Here is a 26,576-nt window from a genome sequence, read left to right on the forward strand (position 1 = left end):
GCCGCGCGCACCGATCAACCGCCGTCGGACCGTGCCGCTCCCCGCCGCCGCGCGCACCGCTCAGGAGACCGGGCCCTCGCCCGAGGTCACGTACGGGCGTGCCGGCCGCGCTTCGGCGCGGCGGCGGACTCCTCCGCCTGCTTGCGCTGCGAGCGGTGCTCCACCACGAGAACGCCGACGACCACGGCGGCGCCGAGCGCGAACAGGGCCAGACTCAGGCCGACCGAGCCGCTGGGCGCCAGCAGCCCGCGGTCGTCGTCCTGCCAGGGCCACAGCGCGCGCAGCGAACCGGCCATCAGGCCGGTCATCACGACCAGCGTCATGTGGTGGTGGTTCTCCAGCAGCCACTTCAGCAGCTTCACGAAGAGTGCGAGCCCCACGACACAGCCCAGCGCGAAGGCGGCGAGATAGCCCAGGTCGCGCTCGTTGACGGCGTCGATCGTCGGCTCGTACAGCCCCATGGTCAGCAGCAGGAACGAGCCGGAGATCCCGGGCAGCACCAGCGCGCAGATCGCGATCGAGCCGGACAGCGCCACGATCACCGGGTGGGTGGGCATCTCGCCCGGCGGCAGCCCCGTCAGGGTGAAGGCGCCCGCCGCGACGACCGCGCAGAGCACGTAGTTCCCGACGGTCCAGCGCCTCCCGGAGCCGGAGTACGGCACCCAGAGAGAGGCCAGCACCAGCCCGGAGAACAGGGCGTAGGCGGACTGGGGGTGCTCCTCCACCAGCGGCGCGATCAGTTTCGCCGCGAGCACCAGGGCCGCCGCCATGCCCACCAGCAGGGGAAGCAGGACCGCCCAGTCGACGTTCCTCAGCTCCTCCCTGGCGCGCGCGGACCCGCGGCCGCGCGGCAGGTCGGACGCGGCCATCCGCAGCGCGCTGGTGAGGTGACCGGCGCCGCCGATGAGCTTCTCGTACACGCCGGTGATCAGGGCGACGGTGCCGCCGCTGACGCCGGGGACGGCCTCCGCGGTGCCGATGAGAGCGCCGCGGAAGGCGTTGAAGATGTGGTGGCCGGATGGCTTCGCCATGATCTCCTGTTTCGACTGTCGGCTCTCTGCCATGGTGCGGCTTCCGGCCGTTGAGGGGAGCAGGCGACCATCCTAGGCGGCGCGCCGCGGGGGCCGTACGAGGGAGGGGCGCCGGCCGCCGCCCTCCCCTCAGAACCCCCTGGTCCGCTTCGCCGCCCGGCGGCTCGCCCCGCCGATCGCGCCCGGCATCCCCATGAACAGCCGGGAGATCTCGCTCCCCAGGTTCACCCCGATCGCGATGGCCAGCGCCGTCGCGACCGCCGTCGACAGCGAGGTGAGCCCGGTGTCCAGCTCGTTCTGCGCCACGCCCAGCAGACCGAAGTACGTCGCCGAACCGGGCAGCAGCGGCCCGATCGCCGCCGTGATGTACGGCAGCGAGGAGTGGAACTGGTAGCGCGAGAACAGCTGGCCGAACAGGCCGACCAGCCCGGCCGCCACCGCCGTCGCCGCGACCGGCGAGATGTCCCCGGTCCGGGCCATCGCCCCGAAGATGATCCAGGCGACGCCGCCGTTCAGGGTGACCGCCAGCACCGTCGACCGCTCCTGCTGGAGCAGTACGGCGAAGGCCAGGCTCAGCGCCATCGACGCCAGGATCTGGACCACCGGCTCGTTGTACGGCGTGAACCGGGCATCGGGATTGAGCTGCGCCCCCAGCTGCAGCCCCAGGTACAGCACGATCAGCACGCCCACGACGATCCCGATGAAGAAGTACATGACTTCGAGCAGCCGGGCCGAGGCGGTGATGTAGTAACCGGTCAGCCCGTCCTGCACCCCTGCCACCAGCGCCCGCCCCGGCAGCAGCGCGAACAGCCCACCGGTGATCACCGCGGAGGGACGGATGTCCGTCGAGTGGGTCAGCGTCAGCGCCACCCCCATCGCGGCCGGCGGCATCGCGGCCACGGTGAACTGGTAGAACTCCGGCAGCCCGCGCCCGGCGCACAGCCACGCCAGCCGGTCGCCGAGCATCGCGCCCGCCGCCGCCACGGCGAACACCAGCAGCCCACCGCCGACCAGCACGGAGGCCGAACCGGCCAGCAGCCCGGCGGCCGCCGTCAACACCCAGCCCGGGTAGGGGTGGCGGTTACGGCGGATCTCCGCGAGCCGCCGGTAGGCCTCCTCCAGCGACACCTCGGTGTCCGTGCTGGTGATGTCGTCGACCAGCCGGAACACCGCCGCCAGACGCGTGTAGTCGGTGCCCCGGCGGCGTACGGTACGGCTCGCCGTCACCGGGTCGTCGACCAGCGACGGCTGGTGCGAGATCGACAGCAGGGTGAACGTGACCGTCGGCTCGCTGCGGTCCAGGCCGTAGGACCGGGTCACCGCGAACATCGCCGCCTCGACGTCCTCGGCGCCCTCGCCGCCCGCCAGCAGCAGCTCCCCGATACGCAGGGTCAGGTCGAGCACACGCGGCACGGCCGGACCGGTGTCGTCGTCGGTGCGCTGGCTCGACTCCGCCGCCGGACGCTCCGTCACCGGCATCCGCAGCATCGTGCGCATCCGGTCCTGCCAGGGCGCCTCCTTGGTCAGCTTGACCATCGGAATGCCCTGCGCCGGAGTGAAGGCGGGCGGCGACTGCTGGGCCCGGTACGTGCTGGGCGGGGTGAAAGCGGAACTCAGCGTGTCGGAGTTCGGCCCGCCCCCGGAGCCGCCGCCCGACCCGGCCGGAACGTGCGGCTCCGGCTGCACCCCGGTCGGGATCGCGAACTCCGACGTCGGATGGTCCTCCTCGGGCGGTGACACCGGATACATCGTCCCGGCAGGCGGAGCGAAAGCGCTCCGCGCCTCGTCGGACTGGGGCTTCTGGTCCTCAGGACCGCCCGATTCCGCCACCGCTCGACCTCGTTCCTGCTCGACTGCACGTCATGGGGGGTGGCCCCGCCGCACGTCTGCCCAGTATGGCCACCGGCATGGCCCCGCACGCGCGGAACTGCGGGCAGCGGAACGGGCGGCACACCCGTGAAGGTGTACCGCCCGTTCGCAGACGGCCGTCCGGCTCACAAACGGAACCGGAAGAGGGACGTCAGTGCGCGCCGCCCTGCGCCTCAAGACGCTTGTAGGAGGCCTCGATCTCGGCCTCCGCCTCGGCGCGGCCGACCCAGTCCGCGCCCTCGACGGACTTGCCCGGCTCCAGGTCCTTGTAGACCTCGAAGAAGTGCTGGATCTCCAGGCGGTCGAACTCCGACACGTGGTGGATGTCGCGCAGGTGCTCCACGCGCGGGTCCGACGCCGGGACGCAGAGCAGCTTGTCGTCGCCGCCCGCCTCGTCGGTCATCCGGAACATGCCGATGGCGCGGCACTTGATGAGGCAACCGGGGAAGGTCGGCTCGTCCAGGATGACCAGCGCGTCCAGCGGGTCGCCGTCCTCGCCGAGGGTGTTCTCGACGAAGCCGTAGTCGGCCGGGTAGCTGGTCGAGGTGAAGAGTCGACGGTCCAGGCGGATCCGACCGGTCTCGTGGTCCACCTCGTACTTGTTCCGCGAACCCTTCGGGATCTCGATGGTGACGTCGAACTCCACGGGTGGCTCCTCCATGATCAACACATACGACTGGTGGTTAAGTGTCCCCCACGCAGAAGTGTGCTCGCGAAAGGGGCTGGTCAGCGGTGACCGAACAGGTGGAAGAACCGTCGATGCGCCCCTCGGACCCGCGGGGCGGGCCGAAGATCCTGACGAGGAAGCGCAGCGGTGCGTACACCTGGCAGGTGATCGCAGGCTCCGCAGCGCTCGGCCTGGTCGTCGCCGCCGGCGCCGTCCTCGCCGCCGGCCCCTGGGACAACGGTCAGCGTAAGGCCGAGCGGGCGCTGGCAGCCGCCGGTGACCGCACAGGTGGCGCACATCACGGGCGCCCCACGCCCGACGGCCCCCGCCCGGCCCCCAGCGCCCCGGCCGTCCTGCCCGCCCTCGGCACCACCACCCGTGACGCCCCCCGGGACCCCGCCGCACTCCGCGACACCCTCGCCCCGCTCATCGGCGCGCCCGAACTGGGGGACAAGGTCGCCGCGTCCGTCGTCGACACCGCCACCGGCGAGCAGCTGTACGGGCGGGGGGCCACCACCCCGATGACCCCGGCCTCCACGATCAAGATCGCCACCGCCACCGCGGCCCTCTCGGTCCTCGGGCCCGACCACCGCATCGCGACCACCGCCGTGCTGTCCCCCGACTCCCGCACCCTCACCCTCGTCGGCGGCGGCGACCCCACCCTCAGCAGGGCGGCCCTGCGCGCGATGGCCGCCGACACCGCCGACGCCCTGCGCGAGGAGGACCGGGACTCCGTTCGGCTCAGGTACGACGTCTCCCGCTACGCCGGCCCCGTACTCCACCCGATCGGCCCCAACGAGAACCTCGCACCCGTCACCGCCCTGATGGTCGACGAGGGCCGCGCCGACGACACGGACCGGGGCCCCGCCCCGCGCACCGACGACCCCGCGGGCGACGCCGCCCGCACCTTCGCCGCGGCGCTGAGGAAGGCGGGCGTCGAGGTCACCGGCGCCCCCGGCGAGGCCCGCGCGGCCGACGAGGCCCGCACCGTCGCCACCCACCGCTCGGCCCCGCTCTCCGCCCTCGTCGAACGCACCCTCACCAACAGCGACAACGACCTCGCCGAGGCCCTCGCCCGGCAGACCGCCATCGCCAAGGGGGAGAGCGCCTCGTTCGCCGGGGCCCGCCGCGCCGTCACCAACGAGCTGAAGAAGCTGGAGCTCCCGGTCGCGGGCGCCCGCTTCGCCGACGGCAGCGGCCTGGACCGCGAGGACCGGGTCACCCCCGCCCTCCTCACCGCGCTCCTCGCCCGGGTCGCCGACCCCGACCGCCCCGGACTCCGCCCCGTCCTCACCGGCCTCCCGGTCGCCGGCTTCAGCGGCACCCTCGGCGGCCGCTACGCGCCCGACGCCGACGGCACCGGACTGATCCGCGCCAAGACCGGCACGCTCAGGGGCGTGAACTCCCTCGCAGGCACCGTCGTGGACCGCCGGGGCCGGCTGCTCGCCTTCGCCTTCCTCGCTTCCGGCAGCCGCCACGCGGCCGAGGCCGAACCCGCCCTCGACGCCCTGGCCACCGCACTCGCCGGCACAGGCGGCTGAGGCCGGGGCCGCGCCCGAAGAGCGGTGCGCGGGGCGCCCCGCCGGCCGGACCCGGCCGGCAAGACCCCACCAAGGGACGACGGGCTCACGTACGGTTGACGCATGACGAGCATCGGTGGTGCCCAGATGGTCGACTGGAATCTCGCGGTGGCGACCGCGACCCGGCTCGTGCGGCCCGGACCCGACATCAGCCGCGAGGAGGCCCGCGCCGTCGTCGCGGAGCTCCGGCGGCACGCCAAGGCCTCCGAGGAGCACGTACGCCTCTTCACCCGGATGATCCCCGAGGGCGCCGAACCCGAGGACACCCCCGTCCTCGTCGTCGACCGCCCCGGCTGGATCAGGGCCAACGTCGCCGGCTTCCGCGAACTCCTCCATCCCCTGCTCGCCAAGATGGAGAGCCGCCGCTCCGGCGGGCCCGGCGGCGCCGTCCTCGGCGCGGTCGGCGGCAAGGTCACCGGCGTCGAGCTGGGCATGCTGCTGTCGTTCCTCGCCTCCCGGGTGCTCGGCCAGTACGAGACGTTCGCCCCCGCCACCAGGGAACTGCCCGCCTCCGCGAACGGCGGCGGCCGGCTCCTCCTCGTCGCTCCCAACATCGTCCACGTCGAACGCGAGCTGGACGTCGACCCCCACGACTTCCGGCTCTGGGTCGCCCTCCACGAGGAGACCCACCGGACCCAGTTCACCGGCGTGCCCTGGCTCCGCGACCACCTCCGGGGCGAGATCCAGACGTTCCTCGACGAGACCGACGTCGACCCGGCGACCTTCCTGGAACGCCTCCGCGAGGCCGCCCAGTCCCTCTCCGGCGGCCGCCCCGAGGGCGAACGGGGCGAGAGCGACGGCCGCAGCCTTGTCGACATCGTCCAGACCCCCGCCCAGCGCGAGGTCCTCGGCCGCCTCACGGCCGTCATGTCCCTCCTCGAAGGACACGCCGACTACGTCATGGACGGCGTCGGCCCCGACGTCGTGGGCTCCGTCTCCGAGATCCGCGAGAAGTTCCAGCGCCGCCGCGCCCAGGGCGCCGGCCGCCTCGACCAGGCCCTGCGCAAGCTCCTCGGCCTCGACGCCAAGCTCCGCCAGTACAAGGACGGCGAGAAGTTCGTGACGTCGGTCGTCGACGAGGTCGGCATGGACGGCTTCAACCGCGTGTGGACCTCGCCCAACACCCTCCCCACCAAGGCCGAGATCGCCCGGCCCGCCGACTGGGTCGCCCGCGTGCACCGCAAGGCCGAATCCTGACCCTCCTGGCCCACGGACCGCCCCGCCGGACCGATATTCGCCCCCCAATCACCCATCCGAGGGACCATGGAGGCCCGGGAAGGCGTGCAATGCTCGATGAACAGCCTGACTCTGTCACCATCGACGCACTCTGAGTGACGGGACTCACGCGTTCCGGCGCTCGACGCTCCTCCCGAACTCCACGAAGGGCACCGGACATGGGTCCCCATCCTGCGGTCGCGGCGATACGCCTGGCGGTCCGCCGCGTACTCCACGACGTCATCACCGACTGCCGGCGGAACGCCGGCCCCGACCGGCCCGCCGAAGCGGCCAGGCGCCCCGCGCACGCCGCCGGCTCCCCCTGTGCCGAGGCCGGCGCCGCGGGCGGCTCCCGCACCGCCCTCCCCGAACGGCCCCGCACCCCGCTCGTCCTGGTCGCCTGCTCCGGCGGCGCCGACTCCATGGCGCTCGCCTCCGCGCTCGCCTTCGAAGCCCGCAAACTCGACGTCCGGGCCGGGGGCGTCACCGTCGACCACAACCTCCAGCCGGGCTCCGGGCTCCGCGCCGCCGAGGTCGTCACCCGGCTCGCCGCCATGGACCTCGACCCCGTCGAGGCCGTCGCCGTGCACGTCGGACGCGAGGGCGGCCCCGAGGCCGCCGCCCGCGACGCCCGCTACGCCGCGCTGGACGCCGCCGCCGAACGCCACGGCGCCGCCGCCGTCCTGCTCGGCCACACCCGCGACGACCAGGCCGAGACGGTCCTCCTCGGCCTCGCCCGCGGCTCCGGCATCCGCTCGCTCTCCGGCATGGCAGCCGCCTCCGGGCCGGCCGGCCGCTACCGCCGCCCCTTCCTCCAGCTCGACCGGCAGACCGTCCGCAAGGCCTGCCTGGTCCAGTCGATCCCCGTCTGGGACGACCCGCACAACATCGACCCCGCCTACACCCGCTCCCGGCTCCGCCACGAAGGGCTGCCCGCCCTGGAGAAGGCGCTCGGCAAAGGCGTCGTCGAAGCTCTCGCCCGCACCGCCCAGCTCTCCCGCGACGACGCCGACGCGCTGGACACCTGGGCCGCCGAGGCCGAGCTGTCCGTACGCGACGAGGCCGGCCGTCTGGAGTGCGCCGCGCTGTACGCCCTGCCCCCCGCGGTACGCCGCCGGGTGCTGCGCCGCGCCCTGATCGAGGCCGGCGCGCCCGCCGGCTCCCTCTTCGCCCGGCACCTCGAAGAAGTCGACCGGCTGATCACCGGCTGGCGCGGCCAGCGGGCCATCAACCTGCCCGGCCGCGTCGAGGCGCTGCGGCAGGGTGGCAGACTGGTCATTCGGCAGAGCTGACGCGCGAGCGGCTGAAGTGCAGACGAACCGCCGCCGGCCCGGGCACCCCGGACCGGCGGGCCGGGCCGTCGGCAGCACAGAAAGAGACGTGGGTGAACGAGAAGGACATGGGTACCGACCTTCAGTCGGTGCTCCTCACCAAGGAAGAGATCGACGCGAAGCTCGTCGAGCTGGCCGCGAAGATCGACGCGGAGTACGCGGGCAAGGACCTGCTGATCGTCGGCGTCCTCAAGGGCGCGGTGATGGTCATGGCGGACCTGGCGCGCGCGCTGTCCACCCCCGTCACGATGGACTGGATGGCCGTCTCCTCGTACGGGGCGGGCACCCAGTCCTCCGGCGTCGTGCGGATCCTCAAGGACCTCGACACCGACATCAAGGGCAAGCACGTCCTGATCGTCGAGGACATCATCGACTCCGGGCTGACGCTGTCCTGGCTGCTGTCCAACCTGGGCTCCCGGGAGCCGGCCTCGCTGGAGGTCTGCACCCTGCTCCGCAAGCCGGACGCGGCGAAGGTCGCGATCGACGTGAAGTGGATCGGGTTCGACATCCCCAACGAGTTCGTCGTCGGCTACGGGCTGGACTACGCGGAGAAGTACCGCAACCTCCCCTTCGTCGGCACGCTGGCCCCGCACGTCTACGGCGGCTGACCCCCGGGGAACCCTCACCGCCTCCGGGCCGTTGGAGCTTCGAAAGCAGGTTTCTCCGCTGCACCCAGCGGTCGCGGGTGCCCATGCTGAGGTACCGTCCGAAGAACACTCTTTTCAAACAGCAGCATTTACCTACGGGCAGGAGGGACGGGGCGTCTTCGCTCCGTGTGGATGGACGTGAAGCGATACTTCCGTGGGCCGGTCATGTGGATCGTGCTGGCCGTCCTCGCCGTGGTCGTGTTGATGCAGGTCGTCGGCTCGTCGGGCGGCTACAAGACGGTGGACACCGCCAAGGTGGTCCAGGCGATCAGTAAGAACCAGGTGGAGCAGGCCAAGCTGACCACCGGTGACGAACAAATCCTCAAGGTCGAGCTGAAGGACGGCCAGAAGCTGCCGGGCGAGTCCGGCAGCAAGTTCCAGGCGAGCTACATCGGCAACCAGGGCGTCGAGCTCGCCGACACGCTCCAGCAGAAGTTCGAGGCGGGTGAGGTCGAGAAGGGTTACACCATCTCGCCGTCGAAGCAGTCCCCGTTCGTCTCGATCCTCCTCTCGCTGCTGCCCTTCGTCCTCATCGTCGTCGTCTTCCTGTTTCTGATGAACCAGATGCAGGGCGGCGGTTCCAAGGTCATGCAGTTCGGCAAGTCCAAGGCCAAGCTGATCACCAAGGACACGCCCAAGACGACCTTCGCCGACGTGGCGGGGTCCGACGAGGCCGTCGAGGAGCTCCACGAGATCAAGGAGTTCCTCCAGGAGCCGGCGAAGTTCCAGGCCGTCGGCGCCAAGATCCCCAAGGGCGTCCTGCTCTACGGTCCGCCCGGTACGGGCAAGACGCTGCTCGCCCGCGCCGTCGCCGGCGAGGCGGGCGTCCCGTTCTACTCGATCTCCGGTTCCGACTTCGTCGAGATGTTCGTCGGTGTCGGCGCCTCCCGGGTGCGCGACCTCTTCGAGCAGGCCAAGGCGAACGCCCCGGCGATCGTCTTCGTCGACGAGATCGACGCCGTCGGCCGCCACCGCGGCGCCGGCATGGGCGGCGGTCACGACGAGCGCGAGCAGACGCTCAACCAGCTGCTCGTCGAGATGGACGGGTTCGACGTGAAGGGCGGCGTCATCCTGATCGCCGCCACCAACCGCCCCGACATCCTCGACCCTGCGCTCCTGCGTCCGGGCCGCTTCGACCGGCAGATCGCGGTCGACCGCCCCGACATGCAGGGCCGCCTGGAGATCCTCAAGGTGCATCAGAAGGGCAAGCCCGTCGCGGAGGGCGTCGACCTCGGCGCCGTCGCCCGGCGCACGCCCGGCTTCACCGGTGCCGACCTGTCGAACGTGCTCAACGAAGCGGCGCTCCTGACGGCGCGCAGCGACAAGAAGCTCATCGACAACGAGAGCCTCGACGAGGCGATCGACCGTGTCGTGGCGGGCCCGCAGAAGCGGACCCGGATCATGTCCGAGAAGGAGAAGAAGATCACCGCGTATCACGAGGGCGGACACGCCCTGGTCGCGGCGGCCTCACCCCAGTCGGACCCGGTCCACAAGATCACGATCCTCTCGCGCGGCCGCGCCCTCGGTTACACGATGGTGCTCCCGGAGGAGGACAAGTACTCCACGACCCGCAACGAGATGCTCGACCAGCTGGCGTACATGCTGGGCGGGCGCGCGGCCGAGGAGCTGGTCTTCCACGACCCGACCACCGGTGCGGCGAACGACATCGAGAAGGCCACGGCGACGGCCCGCGCGATGGTCACGCAGTACGGCATGACGGAGCGTCTCGGCGCGATCAAGTTCGGCGGCGACAACTCGGAGCCCTTCCTGGGCCGCGAGATGGGCCACCAGCGCGACTACTCGGAAGAGGTCGCGGCCCTGGTCGACGAGGAGGTCAAGAAGCTCATCGAGACCGCCCACAACGACGCGTGGGAGATCCTCGTCGAGAACCGCGACATCCTCGACGCCCTGGTGCTCGAACTGCTGGAGAAGGAGACGCTCGGCAAGGACGAGATCGCCGAGATCTTCGCCCCCATCGTCAAGCGCCCCGCCCGGCCGGCCTGGACCGGATCCGCCCGGCGCACCCCGTCGACGCGGCCCCCGGTCCTCTCGCCCAAGGAGCTCGCCCTCACCAACGGCAGCGCCAACGGGTCGGGCACGCCGGAGATCGCCCCGACGGACCTGACGAAGGACATCACCCCGTCCACCGAGACGATCCCCGAGGACCGTCCCGAGAGCTAGCCCCGGCCCGCTCCGGTGAGACCCCCGTCACGGGGGCCGACCCGGTCCCGGAATGGATGCCGCGCCCCCCAGGTTTTAGCCTGTGGGGGCGCGGCTTTTCCGTATGCCCGCGATGTCCGATCGCGAACCCGCGCACGGAACAGCACAGAGGAACGAGGCACAGATGACCGACCCGGTGACGCTGGACGGCCAGGGTTCGATCGGCGTATTCGACGAGAAGCGGGCCGAGGCGGCCGTCCGCGAACTGCTGCTCGCCGTCGGGGAGGACCCGGACCGCGAGGGTCTGCGGGAGACGCCGGGGCGGGTGGCGCGGGCGTACAAGGAGATATTCGCGGGTCTGTACCAGCAGCCCGAGGATGTCCTGACGACCACGTTCGACCTGGGTCACGACGAGATGGTGCTGGTCAAGGACATTGAGGTGTTCTCGACATGTGAACATCATCTGGTGCCGTTCAGGGGCGTCGCCCACGTCGGCTACATCCCCGCCTCTACCGGCAAGATCACCGGCCTGTCCAAGCTGGCCCGGCTGGTCGACGTCTACGCCCGCCGCCCGCAGGTCCAGGAGCGGATGACCACCCAGATCGCCGAGTCCCTGATGTCGATCCTGGAGCCGCGGGGAGTCATCGTCGTCGTCGAGTGCGAGCACATGTGCATGTCGATGCGCGGGATCCGCAAGCCGGGGGCGAAGACCCTGACGTCCGCGGTGCGCGGCCAGCTCCGCGACCCGGCGACCCGCGCCGAGGCGATGAGCCTCATCATGGCGAGCTGACGCTCCGAGGGACGCACGAGGGCCCGGCAGGCCGCGCAAGCGCGCCTGCCGGGCCCTCGTCGGCGTTACGCCGCCGCCGCGCCCGTGCCGTCGTGGTCGTTGCCGTCCTCCGGGAGGCGGCAGACGCGTTCCAGGAAGAAGGCCGCCGCGATGACACCGATGCCGGCGATCACCGCCGCGCCCGCGTAGATGGCCTGGTCGCGGCGGGGCGGGACGTCGAGGTAGCTCAGGAGGAAGACCCCGGTGCCGCCGTACATCCCGGAGACCAGGGCCGCGACCAGGGCGCTCGCCTGGCCGAAGACGACCGCGCGGGCCGCGAACAGGGGCTCGACGCCCTTGGCGCCGGGGCGGCGTTCGCGCTGGGCACGGAGGCGGGCGCGGACGGAGAGGGCGGTCGCGAGGAGGATCACCGCGATCACGGCGAGCACGATCGACGCGGCCAGCGGGACGCTCGGCAGGGTGCCGAGGGAGTCCCAGAGGCGGGCCCCGCCCCAGGAGAGGACACCGGCGGCGGCGAAGAGGCCCGCCAGTACCCCGAGCCGTAGTTGCTTCACCGCGTGAGCCGCCCTTCGCGCCGCCTGTACCCGGTCCGGCCGTGCGCCGGACCACCGTCCGTCGAGCCTAACGATTACTCCGGCAGGCGCAGTTCCAGGTCGGCGCGGGGCAGCACGCCGTCGCGGCCGACCTGTGCGAGGAGCTGGGCCACCGGTCCGGCGCCGGGCAGCTGGGCCTCGGGGTCCACGTCGTGCCAAGGGGCGAGGACGAAGGCCCGCTCGTGGGCGCGCGGGTGGGGGAGCGTGAGCACCGGGTCGTCGGAGAGGACGTCGGCGTACGACACGATGTCGACGTCGATGGTGCGCGGGCCCCAGCGCTCCTCGCGGACCCGGTCGAAGGCCTCCTCGACGGCCTGGCCGCGCTCCAGCAGGGAGGCGGGGGGCAGCGTCGTCTTCACGAGGATGACCGCGTTGAAGTACGACGGCTGGGAGGCCGTCTCGACGCCCCAGGGCTCCGTCTCGTACACCGGGGAGACGGCCTTGACCCGCAGGCCAGGGGTGTCCTCCAGGGCGTCGACGGCCCCCTGGAGGGTCTCCAGGCGGTTGCCCAGGTTGGAGCCGAGGGAGATCACGGCCATCTTGGGGTTGGAGAGCGTGACGTCGGCGGCGTCCACCTGCCGGACGACGGCGGTCGGAACCGGCTGTACGGTCGGGTCGCTCTGCCCTTCGGTGGAAAATGCGGTCATGCTCGGCTCCGGGTGATGGTGATGGTCACGTCGTCGAAGGGGACGGTGATCGGCGCGTCCGGCTTGTGCACCACGACCTCGACCTCCTGGACGCCTTCGTGCTTCAGGCACTGCTGGGCGATGCGCTCGGCGAGCGTCTCGATCAGATCGACCGGCTCGCCCGTCACCACGTCGACGACCTCCTCGGCCACCACGCCGTAGTGCACGGTGCGGGCCAGGTCGTCGGTGGCTGCCGCGGGGCGGGTGTCGAGGCCGAGCACCAGGTCGACGATGAAGATCTGGCCCTCTTCCCGCTCCCTGGGGAAGACGCCGTGGTGCCCGCGGGCCTTGAGGCCGCGCAGCGCGACACGATCCACGCGAATCACTCCTGCTGTCGTTGGTCGAGAGACACCGGGCCGCGTGCGGGCGGCGGGGTGCCTTCTTTCGAATCTACCTGCGAGCACCGACAGTGCTCGCCCGTGGGTGCCATGGACTGCGCCTCACCGGGCTGGTAGCCGCCCCTACCCCTTGGTGATCGGTTCGAATCCCTATCGGTCCCGTACCCACTCGGGAGAGTGTTTTCCCCTCAGGAGGGGGTTTCCTCCTCGTCGTCCTCGTCGGACTCGGCCAGGACGGGCGACCCGTGGTGGGACCAGAGCTTCCAGCCGTCGGCGGTGCGCCGGAACACGTTCGTCGCGACGACCAGCTGGCCCACCAGGGGGCCGAGCGCGTCGCCCTCCTCGGCCGGGCCGCCGCTGAGGATGTTCTCCGTGCAGGTGACCAGCGCCGTGTCGCCGGTCATCGCGATGTTGACGTCGGTCAGGAAGAACTGGATGTACTCGGTGTTCGCCATGATCAGGGCGTAGCTGCGCAGCACCTCGCCCCGCCCGGTGAGCACCGGCCAGCCGGGGTGGACGCAGGAGACGGTGAGGTCCTCGCCGGGCAGCCAGCTGCGGGAGAGCTCCTCGTGGTCGCCGCGTTCCATCGCCTCGTAGAAGGCGGTGTTGGCCGCCTCGACCTCCGCGATGTCGGCTGCCGCCTGTGCGTGTTCCTCGTTCACGCGGCTCCCTCGACCGCGCGGGCGACACGGACCGCGTCGGCGGTGGCCCGCACCTCGTGGACCCGGACCGCCCAGGCGCCGGCCTGTGCGGACAGCGCGGAGACGGCGGCGGTGGCCGCGTCGCGTTCCCGGGCGGGCGGCGGGGAGCTGCCCTCGCCGGCCAGGACGCGGCCGAGGAAACGCTTGCGGGAGGCGGCCACCAGCAGCGGCCGGCCCAGGGTGTGCAGCTCGGCCAGGTGCGCGACGAGCCGCAGGTCGTGGTCGGCGTCCTTCGCGAAGCCGAGCCCGGGGTCGATCACGACGCGCTCGGGGGCGACCCCGCCCGCGATCACGGCGTCCATCCGCTGCCGCAGCTCGTCGAGGACCTCGGCGACGACGTCCTCGTACACCGCGCGGCTGTTCATGGACTCGCTGAAGCCGCGCCAGTGCATCACGACGAACGGCACCCCGGCGGCGGCGACGGCCGGGATCATGCCCGGATCGGCGAGGCCGCCGCTGACGTCGTTGACCAGGGCGGCCCCGGCGGCGACGGCCTGCTCGGCGACGCGGGCGCGCATGGTGTCCACGGAGACGGTGACGCCCTCGGAGGCCAGGCCCCGCACGACCGGGATCACCCGGCGCAGCTCCTCGGCCTCGTCCACCCGGCTGGCGCCGGGGCGGGTCGACTCGCCGCCCACGTCGACCAGGTCCGCGCCCTGGGACACGAGGTTCAGGCCGTGCTTGACCGCGGCCGTGGTGTCGAACCAGCGGCCGCCGTCGGAGAACGAGTCGGGCGTCACGTTGACGACCCCCATGACCGCGCAGCGGTCCCACTCCGGCAGTCCTCGGACCGTGCCCCGCGTGCGTGACGTACTCATACGACCAGACTAGGACCTGCCGCGTCCGCCGTACGACGCCTCACGCCGCGCTCACCTCGTGCTCGGGGCGCGTCCGCGCGGTGTGACCGCACGGGCGGGGGGTGCGGGCCCGGAACGGGCGGGGCGGCGAGAGGTTCACGAAGCCCTCCGCCCGCATCGCCGCGATTCCGATACGGGGCAGGTCCCGGCTGGTGCGGAAGACCACGAAGCGCGGCTCCCAGCGGGGCTTGAACTTGGCGTTGAACTTGTACAGCGACTCGATCTGGAACCAGCGCGAGAGGAAGATCAGCAGCCCGCGCCAGCAGCGCAGCACCGGTCCCGCGCCGAGCCGCTCGCCGCGGGCCAGCGCCGAGCGGAACATCGCGAAGTTGAGCGACACCCGCTCGACGCCGAGCTTCCCGGCGGCCTGGAGGGAGGCGACGATCAGGAGCTCGTTCATGCCGGGGTCGGCCGAGCGGTCGCGCCGCATCAGCTCCAGGGACATCCCGTCGCGACCCCACGGTACGAAGTGGAGGACGGCCTTCAGGTCGCCGTGCGGGGAGTCCTCCGTACCGGAGCCCGGCAGGTGGGCGGTGGCGATCACGCAGTCGCCGTCGGCGGGGTCGCCGATCCGGCCCAGTGCCATGGAGAAGCCGCGCTCGGTGTCGGTGCCGCGCCAGTCGGCGGCGGCGCGGCGGATCCGGTCCAGCTCGGCCTCGCCGATGTCACGCGCCCGCCGGACCCGGGTCTCGTAGCCGCCGCGTTCGATGCGCTTGACCATCTGCCGCACGTTTCGCATGGCCCGTCCGGCGAGGGAGAAATCCGCCACGTCCACCACCGCCTCGTCGCCCAGTTCCAGGGCGGTGAGCCCGGTCTCGCGGGTCCAGACCTGGCCGCCGGTCTCGCTGCAGCCCATCACCGCGGGGGTCCAGGAGTGCGCCCGCGCCTCGTCCATGAAGCGTTCGATCGCGCCCGGCCAGGCCTCCACGTCGCCGATGGGGTCGCCGCCGGCCAGCATCACCCCGGAGACGACCCGGTAGCAGACGGCTGCCTTGCCGCTGGGGGAGAAGACGACGCCCTTGTCGCGGCGGAGCGCGAAGTGGCCGAGCGAGTCCCGGCCGCCGTGCCGCTCCAGCAGCTCCCGCAGCCGGCTCTCGTCGTCCTCGGTGAGGCGGGCGGCCGGGTGTTCGGGGCGGAAGGCGAGGTAGATGGTGGTGACGGCGGTCAGCAGACCGAGCGCGCCCAGCGAGTAGGCCACGGTCCAGTCGGTCCTGCCCGCGTAGTCGACGGGGCCCTCGACGCCGAAGAGGCCGTACAGCACGTGCTGGAGGCGGTCGGCGATGGACGGGTCGCCGACGACCCGCCCGGGGTGGACGCTCACGATGATCAGCCCGAGGCCCAGCGAACCGGCCCCGAGCAGAACGAAGTTGGCGAGCGCCCGCCAGCGGCTGCGCGGGTCGGGCAGTGCCCGGAACTGCTCGCGGTGACGGACCAGCAGCCAGCAGAGCGTCAGCGGGACGAGCACCCCGATGACCGAGTGGCGGTACGCGAACTGGGCCGCGGCCCCCACGGGGAGCAGGACCACCGCCGCCCGCCAGGCCCGCCGCTTGTGCCGCTTCAGCCCGTGGGCGAGCAGCAGGAGCAGCACGCCCGCGCTGAGCGAGAGCGCGGCGGCGAACGGGCCGAGCGCCCCGGGGAGCACCTCGGCGAGGGTGTGCATCCGGCTGTGCCGGAAACGGGGGAAGACGCCGGCGGCGACGTCGATCAGCCCGACGACGGTGCAGGCGGTCCCGACGAGGGCCGGTACGGACTCGGGGCGCGGCCCGCGCAGCAGCCGGCGTGCACCGCGCGCCGCCCGCGTCCGGCGTGGAACCAATGGTGACTTGTCCCCATCTAGCGTGACAGACATCGTTTCCCGTGGCTTCGCGAGAGATTCTCCTGGTTCCGTCCGCGGGCCGGGCCCTGCGGACGATGTGCGCCCTCTAGGACGTGGGCCGGTACGCGCGGGTTCACCCGCATTCCGGAAATTTCCCGCATCCGTTCGTCCGCCCCCTGCCGAGGAAGCACGGAGAAAGCACGCTCATGGGTCTCACCAGCACCCCGGTTCTGGCGGTGGTGGCCGCGCTGGCCGTCGCGCTGTTCGCCGCCACGGTCGGGTACTGGCCGCGGCTGGCCCGGCCGGGAGCCGCCGCGGTGTCCGGCCGGATCGGGCTGCTGCTGGCCACCCAGCTGACGCTGTTCGCGGCGGTGGGTCTGGCGGCCAACAACGCCTTCCTCTTCTACGGCTCCTGGGCCGACCTCTTCGGACGGAAGCAGGAGCTGGGCGTCGTCACCGAACACGCGGACGGGGAGGCGGGCGCGGCCGGCTCCCGGCTCATGACGCGCGTGGGAACCCGGCACCCGGACGTGCCGGGCGGGCGGGTGCCCTCCGTCGGCGGGCGGATCGACCAGGTGGTCGTCTCGGGGCGCAGGTCGGGCATCGCGTCACCGGCGTACGTCTATCTGCCGCCGGAGTACTTCCAGGCGGCGTACGCCGGGCGGACGTTCCCGGCGGCCGTGGTCCTCACCGGCTACCCGGGCACGGCGGAGAACCTGCTGAAGGGGCTGCGCTACCCGCGGACCGCGCACGACCTGGTGAAGGCGGGGAAGGCCCGGCCGATGGTCCTGGTGATGCTGCGGCCGACGGTCGCGCCGCCCCGGGACACCGAGTGCGTGGACGTCCCCGGCGGCCCGCAGACCGAGACGTTCTTCGCCGAGGACCTCCCGGATGCGGTCACGGGGGCCTACCGGGTCGGGAAGGAGGCCCGCGACTGGGGCATCATCGGCAACTCCACCGGTGGCTACTGCGCGTTGAAGATCGGGTTGCACCATCCGGACCGGTACGCGGCGAGCGCGGGGCTCTCCGCGTACTACCGGGCCGCCGAGGACCCGACGACGGGCGACCTCTTCCACGGGAAGCAGGAGCTGCGGCAGCGGGCCGATCTGCTGTGGACCCTGGAGAACCGGCCGCCGTCCGGCGGGTCGTTCCTGGTGACGACGTCCCGGCGGGGCGAGGGCAACCTCGGGAGCACGATGGAGTTCATCGGGAAGGTGAAGGCGCCCGCGCGGGTGTCCTCCATCGTCCTCGACAGCGGCGGGCACAACTTCACGACGTGGCGGCGGGAGATCCCGCCGGCCCTCCAGTGGCTGAGCGCCCGCCTCGGCGAGCGCTGAACGGGGCCTGACCCGGGACCGGGCGCGGAGACCGGCCGGGCGGACTCCGGAAGCCGGGCCGGGCGTCCTTCGGAAGCCCGGCCCGGCCCGGGAGTCCGCGAGCCGGCCCGGCCCGGGAGTCCGCGAGCCGGTCCGGCCCGGGAGTCCGCGAGCCGGTCCGGGGGTCCGCGAGGCGGTCCGGCCCGGGAGGCCGGCCGGTCCTGGCGGTCCTACGCGGTCGCCACCGTCTCCACCGCGACCTCCGCGCGCGGTACGTCCTGGGCGTCGGCGTCGATCGAGCGGCGCAGGGCCTCGTGCAGCCGGGCGGGGGTCAGCACGCCGAGGAAGCGGCCCTCGCTCTCCTTGTCGATGACCGCGATCCAGCCCGCGTCGTGCTGGAGCATGGTCGCGAACGCCTGCTTGAGGGGCGCGCCGAGCGGCAGCCAGGCCTCCATCCGGCGGGCGTGCTCGCGGACGGTGCCCTGCGCGGCGGCGGCCGCGTCGGCGGGGATCCAGCCGTGGAGGTTGTCCCGGCCGTCCAGGACGACCGCCCAGCGCGCGCCCTCGGCCCTGAGCCGCTCGGTGGCCGTGGCCAGCGGGTCGTCGAGGTGGACGACCGGCGGCTGGTCGAGGTCGCCCTCCTCGATGGGGGTGACCGAGAGCCGCTTCAGCCCGCGGTCCGCGCCGACGAAGTCGGCCACGTACGGGGTCGCGGGGGCGCCGAGCACGGTGGCCGGGGAGTCGAACTGCTCGATGCGGCCCTGCCCGTATACGGCGATGCGGTCGCCGAGGCGGACGGCCTCCTCGATGTCGTGCGTGACGAACAACACGGTCTTGCGGACCTGTGCCTGGAGTTTCAGGAATTCGTTCTGGAGGCGTTCGCGGACGACCGGGTCGACCGCCCCGAAAGGCTCGTCCATCAGGAGGACGGGGGGATCGGCGGCCAATGCGCGGGCCACGCCGACGCGTTGGCGCTGACCGCCGGAAAGCTGTTCCGGATAGCGGTCACCATAAACGGAAGGGTCGAGTCCGACGAGGTCGAGCAGTTCGGCGGCGCGTTCGCGTCCCTTTCCGCGCTTCCAGCCCAGCAGATGGGGAACGGTCGCGGTGTTCTCCAGCACCGTCCGGTGCGGGAAGAGGCCGACCTGCTGGATCACATAGCCGATGCGGCGGCGCAGTTCGACGGGGTCGATGGTGGATATGTCGTCCCCGTCGAGGAATATCACGCCCTCGGTCGGTTCGATCAGCCGGTTCACCATCTTCATGGTGGTCGTCTTGCCGCATCCGGAAGGTCCGACGAGCGTGACCAGTTCCCCCTCGGCGACCTCGAAGGAAAGGTCGTCGACGGCGGTGGTGCCATCGGCGTACCGCTTGGTGACGTGCTCGAAACGGATCATGGTTCCCCATTGTGGAGGGCGATTCGTGAAGGCCATGGTGCCGGAATGCGACAGCCCTCCGCGATTGTCAGTGGTCGAGGATAGGCTCGCCAGTCATCAGTTCGATCCCGGGCGATCCGGGCAGACGAGGGAAAGCAGGAGGTGGGGGCGGATGGCCGAACAGAGCTGCCTGGTGACGAACGACTGGATCTGCGGTGAGTATCTGCGCTCCCGCGGCCAGGAGCTGGCCGACGCGACCGTGCAGCACATCGGCATCACGGTGGTCTCGGTGCTCATCGGGCTCGCGGTCGCCTTTCCGCTGGCGCTGCTCGCCCGCCGGGGTCCGCGCTTCGCCACACCGGTGCTCGGGCTGACGACCGTGCTCTACACCGTGCCCTCGCTGGCGATGTTCTCGCTGCTGCTGCCCCTGTTCGGGCTGTCGGCGGCGCTCGTCGTGACGGGGCTCGTGCTCTATTCCCTGACCATCCTCGTGCGCAACATCCTGGCCGGGCTGGCGGCGGTGCCGCAGGAGGCCAAGGACGCCGCCCGCGGCATGGGGTACGGGCCGGGCCGGCTGCTGTGGGAGGTGGAGCTCCCGCTGGCGCTGCCCGCGGTGATGGCGGGGCTGCGGATAGCCACCGTGTCGACGGTCGCGCTGACCACGGTCGGCTCGCTCGTCGGCAAGGGGGGTCTCGGCAATCTGATCGAGGACGCGCTGCCCAGCTTCTTCAAGGCCCAGGTGCTGGCCGCCTCGGTGCTGTGCGTGCTGCTCGCGGTGGTGGCGGACCTGCTGCTGCTCGGCCTCCAGCGGCTGCTGACGCCCTGGACCCGGCTGTCCGGGGCGGCCGAGGCCGCCCCGGCGAAGACGGACGCGGGACCGCCCGCCCCGGCGACCGTGAAGGCGGGCTGACCCGTGGGAGTCATCGGCGACGCCTGGACCTGGCTCACCACCGGGTCCAACTGGTCGGGCGACGGCGGGGCCGCGCACCGGCTCGGCGAGCATCTGTACGTGAGCGGGGCCGCCCTCGCGATCGCCTGCGCGATCGCCCTGCCGGTCGCCCTGTATCTGGGGCACATCGGCAAGGGCGGCACGCTCGCGGTGAACCTCTCCAACGTGGGGCGGGCCGTCCCGGTCTTCGCGGTGCTGGCCCTGTTCATGGTCACGTCCCTGCGCAACGCGGGGTACTGGCCCACGATCATCGCGCTGGTCCTGTTCGCGGTGCCGCCGCTGCTGACCAACGCCTATGTCGGTATGCGGGAGGTGGACCGGGCCGTGGTGGAGGCCGCGCGCGGCATGGGGATGTCGGGCGGGCAGCTCTTCGTCCGGGTCGAGCTGCCCCTGGCCTACCCGATGATCATGACCGGGCTGCGGTCCGCCGCCGTCCAGGTCGTGGCCACCGCGTCGATCGCCGCGATGGTGGGTCTCGGCGGCCTCGGCCGGATCATCACCGCCGGGTTCAACACCTACGACACCGCCCAGGTCTTCGCGGGCGCGGTTCTGGTCGCCGGGCTCGCCCTGGTGGTGGAGGGCGTGCTGGTGGGCCTGGACCGGCTGCTGTCCCCGTTGCGCCGCCGCAGGCCCGCGTGAGCGCACGGCACCTCGTTTCTGATCACCTTTCTTCTGTTCGGACGGAGAACAACACATGAGCAGGACCTCGCGGATAGCCGGAGCGGTCATCGGCATGGTGGCGCTGGCCGGGTCGCTCGCGGCCTGCGGCGGCGACAGCCTGGAGCAGGAGAAGAGCGGCTCCGGCTCCTCGGCCGGCGGCGACGGCAAGAAGGGGAGCCTGGTCGTCGGATCGGCCTCCTTCACGGAGTCCAAGGTGCTCGCCGAGCTGTACGCACAGATCCTCGGCGACGCCGGATACAGCACCTCGATCACCACGGTGAAGAACCGTGAGCTGTACGAGCCCTCGCTGGAGAAGGGCGAGATCGACGTCGTACCGGAGTACGCCGCCACGCTCGCCGAGTTCCTCAACGCCAAGGTCAACGGGGCCGACGAGGCCCAGGCCGAGCCGGTGGCCTCGGGGGACGTCGAAGCCACCGTATCGGCCCTGAAGCAGCTCGCGGAGCCGCTGGGCCTCACGGTCCTCCCGGCCGGAAAGGCCGTGGACCAGAACGCCTTCGCGGTGTCGGAGGAATTCGCCGAGAAGAACAGCCTCAAGACGCTTTCCGATCTCGGGAAGTCGAAGCTGAAGGTGAAGATCGCGGCGGGCGACGAGTGCGAGGTGCGGCCGTTCTGCGCACCCGGTCTGAAGGACACGTACGGCATTGACGTCACCGGGATCGACCCCAAGGGCGTCGGTACCCCGGTGTCCAAGCAGGCCGTCCGGGACGGCAAGGTCCAGCTGGTCCTGACGACCACCACGGACGCGGTGCTGGACGGGCTGGTGTTCCTGGAGGACGACAAGAAGCTCCAGAACGCGGACAACGTCCTGCCCGTCCTGAATACCGAGGACGCGGGTTCCCCGGAGATCGCCGACGCCCTCGGCAAGCTCACCGCCGCGCTCACCACGGAAGACCTCGCCGAGCTGAACCGCAAGGTCGATGCCGAGCGTGCCAAGCCCGCCGATGTGGCCAAGGAGTATCTCGAGTCGAAGGACCTGATCGGGAAGTAGCACCCGATTCCGTGGACCCGGGAGCTTCCGGTGATCCGGGAGCTCCCGGTGATCGCGGTGATCCGGGAGCTTTCGGATCTTCCGGAGAGCCCGGAGAGCCCGGAGAGCCCGGAGAACGTGGAGACTTCGGGAAAAGGGGTCCGGGCGCGGGGCCTTGGGGGACCGTGAGGTAACCGGCGGGGAACAGATTCCCGGGCGGCTCCCCAAGCGGCCCGCACACACGGTAAATTTCAGGCCATGCCACGTGGACGCCACCGCCATTCGCCGCCTCTCCACAGAATCCTGCCTCCCTCCGTGGTGGCGGGCGTGTCGGTCGCCGGCGCCGCCGGCGCCTGGCTGCTGGCCGAACCCCTGGCCCTGCGCGGCCTGGTGGCGGCCGTGGCGGCCGCCGCCGTCACCGGCGCGTATCTGATGCGCAGCTGGGACCGGGCCGCAGGGCTGCGGGTCGCCGAGCTGACCCGGGCCCGCGCCAGCGACGAATGGCGGGCCGAGGAGCGGATAGCCGAGCTGGAGCAGGATCTGGAGGAGTCGCGCGAGCTGCGCACCCGTCTGGAGACCAAGCTCCGGCGCAAGCGGGTGGAGCTCGCGGGGCTGCGCGGGGAGCACGCCGGACTGCTCCGCCGCTACGCCAACGCCGAGACCGAGCGGGCCAGTGCGCTGGAGGGCCGCAGGCAGCTCGCCATCGAGGCCGCGGCCCCCAAGGAGCTGCTGCCCGGCCGGTCCACGCCGACCCCCGAGTCGTACCGGCGCGCGGACGAGGCCCTGAGGAACCTCACGCGGAACGCGGCGCTCCAGGAGACCCGCCGCACGGTGGAGGCGGTCCGGCAGCGTCAGCTCGCCGTCGCCGACCGGCACCGGGATGCGGAGGCGGAGAGCCCGGAGGGGAAGAACGCGGCGGCCACCGGGGCGGGCGAGCACCGGAACCACCAGGACGGCCGCCCTTCGACCACCCCGCCCGCCCCGGCCACGACCACGCCGGACACCCGGGACACAGCCCGGAACACCCAGGACCCCGCGCCGAACACCGCGCCTAACACCCAGGACCCCGCACCGGACGTCCAGGACTCCGCGCGGAACACCGCCCCGGCCTCCACCGCGCCGGCGCCGCGCGCGATAGCGGCCGCCTCGGCCGTCGTCCCGTACGCCGCCCGCCGCCAGCCGGTCCCCCAGGGCAACTTCGACTTCTTCGGCGCCCAGAACGCCCCGAAGACGAACGCCGCGATCGAGTCCGTGCAGAACGAGGACCTCGCCGACGTCGTCGGTGAGGAGGCGCTCGCCGCCCACCGCACCGGGACCGTGGACAACCGGGCCGTCGGCAAGGTCATCGATCTCACCGCGCACGACGAGACCGAGCAGATGGACGTGGCCCGACTGCGCGGCGCGGTCTCCTGACGCGGACCCGCCCGGCCCCGCCCGCTACTTGTCGATGTCGCCGACGACGAAGAACAGCGAGCCCAGGATCGCGACCATGTCGGCGACCAGCGTGCCCGGCAGCAGTTCGGTGAGCGCCTGGATGTTGTTGAAGGAGGCGGAACGCAGCTTCAGCCGATAGGGCGTCTTCTCGCCCTTGGACACCAGGTAGTAGCCGTTGACGCCGAGCGGGTTCTCCGTCCAGGCGTAGGTGTGGCCCTCGGGGGCCTTGAGCACCTTGGGCAGCCGCTGGTTGATCGGCCCGGGATCCAGGTGGGCCATCCGGTCCAGGCAGGCGTCCGCCAGGTCCAGCGAGTTGAGGGTCTGCTCCAGCAGGCACTCGAAGCGGGCCAGGCAGTCGCCCTCGGTCCGGGTGACCACCTTCAGGGTGTCCCGCAGCTCCCCGTACGCGAGATACGGCTCGTCGCGCCGCAGATCGAAGTCGACGCCCGAGGCGCGGGCGATCGGCCCCGACACCCCGTAGGCGTGCACCGCCCCGGCGGACAGCACGCCGACGTCGCGCGTACGGCCCCGGAAGATCTCGTTGCCGAGGACGAGGTTCTCGTACACGTCCATGCGGGAACGGACGGAGGCGACGGCGTCCCGGACCCGCCCGGTCCAGCCCGCCGGGATGTCCTCCTTCAGGCCCCCGACCCGGTTGAACATGTAGTGCATCCGCCCGCCGGAGACCTCCTCCATCACCGCCTGGAGCTCCTCGCGCTCCCGGAAGGCGTGGAAGACCGGGGTGATGCCGCCGAGTTCGAGGGGGTAGGAGCCGAGGAACATCAGGTGGTTGAGGACCCGGTTCAGCTCGGCGAGCAGCGTCCGCGTCCACACGGCGCGTTCGGGCACCTCCATGCCGAGCATCCGCTCGACGGCCATCACGACGCCCAGTTCGTTCGAGAACGCGGACAGCCAGTCGTGACGGTTGGCCAGCATGACGATCTGCCGGTAGTCGCGGGCCTCGAAGAGCTTCTCGGCACCCCGGTGCATATAGCCGATGACCGGCTCCGCGTGCTGGACGCGTTCGCCGTCCAGCACGATCCGCAGCCGGAGGACCCCGTGCGTCGAAGGGTGCTGGGGACCGATGTTGAGCACCATGTCGGTGCTCTCCGCCGCTCCGCCGATGCCGATCGTCGTCTCCGTCATGCGGGACAGTATTCCTTGCGGCCGCTGTGCGGGGGCGGTCACCCGCCTTCCGGCGGTCCCACCCGGTGCAGCAGCCAGCCGAAGTCGCCGAGGCCGCCGCGCGCGGTCAGCTCCGCCGCCTCGCCCGCCGCCGCCAGCGCGCGGACGTAGCCCGCCGGGTCGGTGGCGGCCAGGCTCAGCGGCGGCCGGTCGCCGCCGACGCCGAGGCGGTGCAGCGCCGTGCGCTGGTCGGTCAGTTCGCAGCTCACGTCCGCCCGCGCCCGCGCGACGGCCGCCGCGCAGGCGTCCAGGGCCACATGCGCGGTCAGATCGCAGGAGCCGTCCGGCACCGGCCGCACCTCGTGCCCGTCCCGGAACCCGGTCAGCGTTCCGAAGGGCGGGCGGCCGCCCCGTACATGCGTGTAGTCCACCGCCACCGCGAGTCCGGCGCGCAGGGAGCCCACCGCCCCGGCCCAGGCGGCGTCCCGGGGGCGTCCGATCTCCGCCCGCTCGCCCGGCGCGGACAGCGGCCACCAGCGCTCCAGCCACGCGGCGTCCGCCCCGGTCACCTCGGCGCCCAGGCGCTCCGCACCGTCCGAGGTCCGCACCCGGACGTACCGCGGAACGCCCTCCGCGTCCGCCTCCGCCACCTCCACCGGGACGTTGTCCAGCCACTCGTTGGCGAACAGCAGCCCGGTGACCCCGGCCGGCGGTTCGGCGCACCACTCGATCCGGGGATCCAGGCCCGGCGGCCGGGCGGCGACCTCGACGGCGTACGGCGTCACGTGCACCCCCTCCGGCCGTGCGGCCAGCGCGTCCAGCACTCCGGACAGCAGCTCACCGCGCCCCGCCCCCACGTCGACCAGCGCGACCGTGCCGGTGTCCAGCTCCCGCGCGATTCCGGTCAACAGCTCGGCCACCGCCGTCGCGAAGAGCGGCGAGGCGTGCACCGAGGTACGGAAGTGGCCCGCGGGCCCCTTCGGGCTCCGCACCGGGCTGCGGTAGAAGCCCTCGTCTCCGTACAGAGCGGCCTGAGCCGCCTCCCGCCAACCACGCCACTCGTCCGTCACGTAGGCAAGTCTCCACCTTGGGGAGTACGGTCCCAGGACCCGGATCGGCCCTCCGGTTGACCCGGGCACCGATCGCCTGTCCCTACGCTTAGTAACGTGCAGCGCCTCTACGACTTCATCCGCAGACACCCGACGGGCGTCGACGGCTTCTGGGCCGTCTTCCTCCTCGGGCTCTCCGGCATGTCGTTGGTCTCGGGCATGTACGACGCCGGGCGCGAGGAGATCGTCGCGGTCCCGGTCGCGCTGGGGTTCTCCACCGTCGTGGCGCTGCGCCGCAGGGCCCCCGAGAAGATGCTGCTGCTCGCCATCCTGGTGGGCTTCGTGCAGCTGGTGCTCGACGTCCGGCCGGGCATCGGGAACTTCGCGATGCTGGTGATCACGTACACGGTGGCCACGATCGGGGAGCGCTGGGCCTCCCGGCTCGCCCTGATCTGCAGTCTGAGCGCGGCGGCCCTGTCCCAGCTGCGGTGGGAGGCCGAGCCCGGCGGGTCCTGGGCCCAGGTGGTCTTCGTGACGGTCATCATGACCGTGCCGTTCGTGCTGGCCTGGGTGCTGGGGGACTCGCTGCGGACCCGGCGCGCCTATTTCGACCAGCTGGAGGAGCGTGCCGCCCGGCTGGAGCGGGAACGGGAGGCGCAGTCCAAGGTCGCCGTCGCCGCCGAGCGGGCCCGGATCGCCCGGGAGCTGCACGACGTCGTCGCGCACAACGTGTCCGTGATGGTGGTCCAGGCCGACGGTGCCGCCTATGTCATGGACGCGGCCCCCGACCAGGCCAGGCAGGCTCTGGAGACCATCTCCAGCACCGGCCGCCAGGCGCTCGCGGAGATGCGGCGGCTGCTCGGGGTGCTGCGGACCGGTGACGCCCCGGAGAGCGGGGAGTACGTCCCCCAGCCCGACGTCGAACAGATCGAGGACCTGGTCGCGCAGGTGCGGCAGACCGGCCTGGAGGTCGACTTCAAGGTCGAGGGCACCCCGCGCCCGCTGCCCAGCGGCGTGGAGCTGACCGCCTACCGGGTGGTGCAGGAGGCCCTGACGAACACCCGCAAGCACGGCGGACCGGACGCCGGGGCCAGCGTCCGGCTCGTCTACTTCGACGACGGACTCGGGCTGCTGATCGAGGACGACGGCCGGGGCGCGGCGCACGAGCTGTACGAGGACGGCGGCGCGGACGGCGCCGGGCACGGGATGATCGGGATGCGGGAGCGGGTCGGCATGGTCGGCGGCACCCTGGACGCGGGTCCCCGTCCCGGCGGCGGATTCCGGATCAGCGCCCTGCTGCCGCTGAAGCCCCCGGGCTGAGCGACCCACGGCCTCCTCGGCCACGACCGGTCCCCCGGAACCGATCCCGGGACCGGCCCCCGTAACCGACCCCCAGGA

General features: G+C 72.2%; 24 protein-coding genes. 12 read left to right on the forward strand and 12 right to left on the reverse strand.

Features of this window, described 5'->3' with window-relative positions; genetic code table 11:
- Positions 1–86: 86 nt before the first annotated feature.
- The 3 genes from KME66_RS18835 to KME66_RS18845 all read right to left on the reverse strand — a co-directional run bounded on the left by KME66_RS18835 (position 87) and on the right by KME66_RS18845 (position 3,546).
- Complete coding sequence (locus tag KME66_RS18835) at positions 87–1,031, reverse strand: DUF368 domain-containing protein (RefSeq protein WP_073225837.1); 945 nt, start codon at positions 1,029–1,031, stop codon at positions 87–89.
- Positions 1,032–1,160: 129 nt separating this feature from the next.
- Positions 1,161–2,861 (reverse strand): threonine/serine exporter family protein, encoded by a 1,701-nt coding sequence (locus KME66_RS18840; protein WP_073225834.1) that lies wholly within the window; start codon positions 2,859–2,861, stop codon positions 1,161–1,163.
- Positions 2,862–3,051: 190 nt separating this feature from the next.
- Positions 3,052–3,546: an inorganic diphosphatase gene (locus KME66_RS18845; protein ID WP_003968257.1), complete on the reverse strand. Its 495-nt coding sequence runs from the start codon at positions 3,544–3,546 to the stop codon at positions 3,052–3,054.
- Between the two features lie 86 nt (positions 3,547–3,632).
- Between KME66_RS18845 and dacB the strand changes: the two genes are divergently transcribed.
- From dacB to folE, 6 genes are all read left to right on the forward strand, one after another.
- A complete protein-coding gene (dacB, locus tag KME66_RS18850) occupies positions 3,633–5,108 on the forward strand; it encodes a D-alanyl-D-alanine carboxypeptidase/D-alanyl-D-alanine-endopeptidase (protein WP_253208402.1) in 1,476 nt (491 codons plus the stop codon).
- Between the two features lie 102 nt (positions 5,109–5,210).
- Positions 5,211–6,344: a zinc-dependent metalloprotease gene (locus tag KME66_RS18855; protein WP_216323969.1), complete on the forward strand. Its 1,134-nt coding sequence runs from the start codon at positions 5,211–5,213 to the stop codon at positions 6,342–6,344.
- Positions 6,345–6,541: 197 nt separating this feature from the next.
- Positions 6,542–7,654 (forward strand): tRNA lysidine(34) synthetase TilS, encoded by a 1,113-nt coding sequence (tilS, locus tag KME66_RS18860; protein ID WP_216323970.1) that lies wholly within the window; start codon positions 6,542–6,544, stop codon positions 7,652–7,654.
- Between the two features lie 107 nt (positions 7,655–7,761).
- Complete coding sequence (hpt, locus tag KME66_RS18865) at positions 7,762–8,301, forward strand: hypoxanthine phosphoribosyltransferase (RefSeq protein ID WP_003968263.1); 540 nt, start codon at positions 7,762–7,764, stop codon at positions 8,299–8,301.
- A gap of 171 nt (positions 8,302–8,472) precedes the next feature.
- Positions 8,473–10,521 (forward strand): ATP-dependent zinc metalloprotease FtsH, encoded by a 2,049-nt coding sequence (ftsH, locus tag KME66_RS18870; RefSeq protein ID WP_073225821.1) that lies wholly within the window; start codon positions 8,473–8,475, stop codon positions 10,519–10,521.
- Positions 10,522–10,684: 163 nt separating this feature from the next.
- Positions 10,685–11,290, forward strand: coding sequence for a GTP cyclohydrolase I FolE (folE, locus tag KME66_RS18875; RefSeq protein WP_073225819.1), 606 nt, complete (start codon positions 10,685–10,687; stop codon positions 11,288–11,290).
- Positions 11,291–11,355: 65 nt separating this feature from the next.
- Here folE and KME66_RS18880 read toward each other — a convergent pair whose 3' ends face one another.
- The 6 genes from KME66_RS18880 to KME66_RS18905 form a co-directional block, all read right to left on the reverse strand.
- The gene (locus KME66_RS18880) at positions 11,356–11,844 is read right to left on the reverse strand and encodes a DUF3180 domain-containing protein (RefSeq protein ID WP_216323973.1); all 489 of its coding nucleotides are present in this window, start codon (positions 11,842–11,844) and stop codon (positions 11,356–11,358) included.
- 74 nt (positions 11,845–11,918) lie between these two features.
- A complete protein-coding gene (folK, locus tag KME66_RS18885; RefSeq protein WP_073225814.1) occupies positions 11,919–12,530 on the reverse strand; it encodes a 2-amino-4-hydroxy-6-hydroxymethyldihydropteridine diphosphokinase in 612 nt (203 codons plus the stop codon).
- Positions 12,527–12,886: a dihydroneopterin aldolase gene (gene folB, locus KME66_RS18890; protein WP_073225812.1), complete on the reverse strand. Its 360-nt coding sequence runs from the start codon at positions 12,884–12,886 to the stop codon at positions 12,527–12,529. Before folB ends, folK begins: the two co-directional genes overlap by 4 nt.
- Before the next feature lie 209 nt (positions 12,887–13,095).
- Positions 13,096–13,569, reverse strand: coding sequence for a nuclear transport factor 2 family protein (locus tag KME66_RS18895; RefSeq protein WP_216323976.1), 474 nt, complete (start codon positions 13,567–13,569; stop codon positions 13,096–13,098).
- Complete coding sequence (gene folP / locus KME66_RS18900; RefSeq protein ID WP_216329457.1) at positions 13,566–14,363, reverse strand: dihydropteroate synthase; 798 nt, start codon at positions 14,361–14,363, stop codon at positions 13,566–13,568. Before folP ends, KME66_RS18895 begins: the two co-directional genes overlap by 4 nt.
- Before the next feature lie 103 nt (positions 14,364–14,466).
- Complete coding sequence (locus tag KME66_RS18905) at positions 14,467–16,314, reverse strand: phosphatidylglycerol lysyltransferase domain-containing protein (protein ID WP_178379108.1); 1,848 nt, start codon at positions 16,312–16,314, stop codon at positions 14,467–14,469.
- 173 nt (positions 16,315–16,487) lie between these two features.
- On the opposite strand from KME66_RS18905, the gene KME66_RS18910 reads away from it, so the two are divergent.
- Positions 16,488–17,618, forward strand: a complete 1,131-nt coding sequence (locus KME66_RS18910) for an alpha/beta hydrolase-fold protein (RefSeq protein ID WP_216323979.1) — start codon at positions 16,488–16,490, stop codon at positions 17,616–17,618.
- A gap of 209 nt (positions 17,619–17,827) precedes the next feature.
- On the opposite strand, the gene KME66_RS18915 is transcribed toward KME66_RS18910, so the two are convergent.
- Positions 17,828–18,994, reverse strand: coding sequence for an ABC transporter ATP-binding protein (locus tag KME66_RS18915; RefSeq protein WP_216323982.1), 1,167 nt, complete (start codon positions 18,992–18,994; stop codon positions 17,828–17,830).
- Positions 18,995–19,145: 151 nt separating this feature from the next.
- Here KME66_RS18915 and KME66_RS18920 point away from each other — a divergent pair, with 151 nt between their 5' ends.
- The 4 genes from KME66_RS18920 (at position 19,146) to KME66_RS18935 (ending at position 22,983) form a co-directional block, all read left to right on the forward strand.
- Complete coding sequence (locus KME66_RS18920; RefSeq protein WP_073225800.1) at positions 19,146–19,883, forward strand: ABC transporter permease; 738 nt, start codon at positions 19,146–19,148, stop codon at positions 19,881–19,883.
- Positions 19,884–19,886: 3 nt separating this feature from the next.
- On the forward strand, positions 19,887–20,561 hold the full coding sequence (locus KME66_RS18925) for an ABC transporter permease (RefSeq protein WP_073225798.1): 675 nt from the start codon (positions 19,887–19,889) through the stop codon (positions 20,559–20,561).
- A 55-nt stretch (positions 20,562–20,616) separates the two neighbouring features.
- Positions 20,617–21,591 carry an ABC transporter substrate-binding protein gene (locus KME66_RS18930; RefSeq protein WP_073225796.1) on the forward strand — a complete coding sequence of 325 codons (975 nt, stop codon included), beginning with the start codon at positions 20,617–20,619 and terminating at the stop codon, positions 21,589–21,591.
- Between the two features lie 237 nt (positions 21,592–21,828).
- On the forward strand, positions 21,829–22,983 hold the full coding sequence (locus KME66_RS18935; protein ID WP_216323985.1) for a hypothetical protein: 1,155 nt from the start codon (positions 21,829–21,831) through the stop codon (positions 22,981–22,983).
- 24 nt (positions 22,984–23,007) lie between these two features.
- On the opposite strand, the gene KME66_RS18940 is transcribed toward KME66_RS18935, so the two are convergent.
- Both KME66_RS18940 and KME66_RS18945 read right to left on the reverse strand, forming a co-directional pair.
- On the reverse strand, positions 23,008–24,150 hold the full coding sequence (locus tag KME66_RS18940; protein ID WP_216323988.1) for an NADH-quinone oxidoreductase subunit D: 1,143 nt from the start codon (positions 24,148–24,150) through the stop codon (positions 23,008–23,010).
- Positions 24,151–24,188: 38 nt separating this feature from the next.
- Positions 24,189–25,199 (reverse strand): SAM-dependent methyltransferase, encoded by a 1,011-nt coding sequence (locus KME66_RS18945; RefSeq protein ID WP_216323991.1) that lies wholly within the window; start codon positions 25,197–25,199, stop codon positions 24,189–24,191.
- A gap of 96 nt (positions 25,200–25,295) precedes the next feature.
- Here KME66_RS18945 and KME66_RS18950 point away from each other — a divergent pair, with 96 nt between their 5' ends.
- On the forward strand, positions 25,296–26,498 hold the full coding sequence (locus KME66_RS18950) for a sensor histidine kinase (protein ID WP_073225785.1): 1,203 nt from the start codon (positions 25,296–25,298) through the stop codon (positions 26,496–26,498).
- The last annotated feature ends 78 nt before the right edge of the window (positions 26,499–26,576 follow it).

Source organism: Streptomyces sp. YPW6 (assembly GCF_018866325.1).
GTDB lineage: Bacteria > Actinomycetota > Actinomycetes > Streptomycetales > Streptomycetaceae > Streptomyces.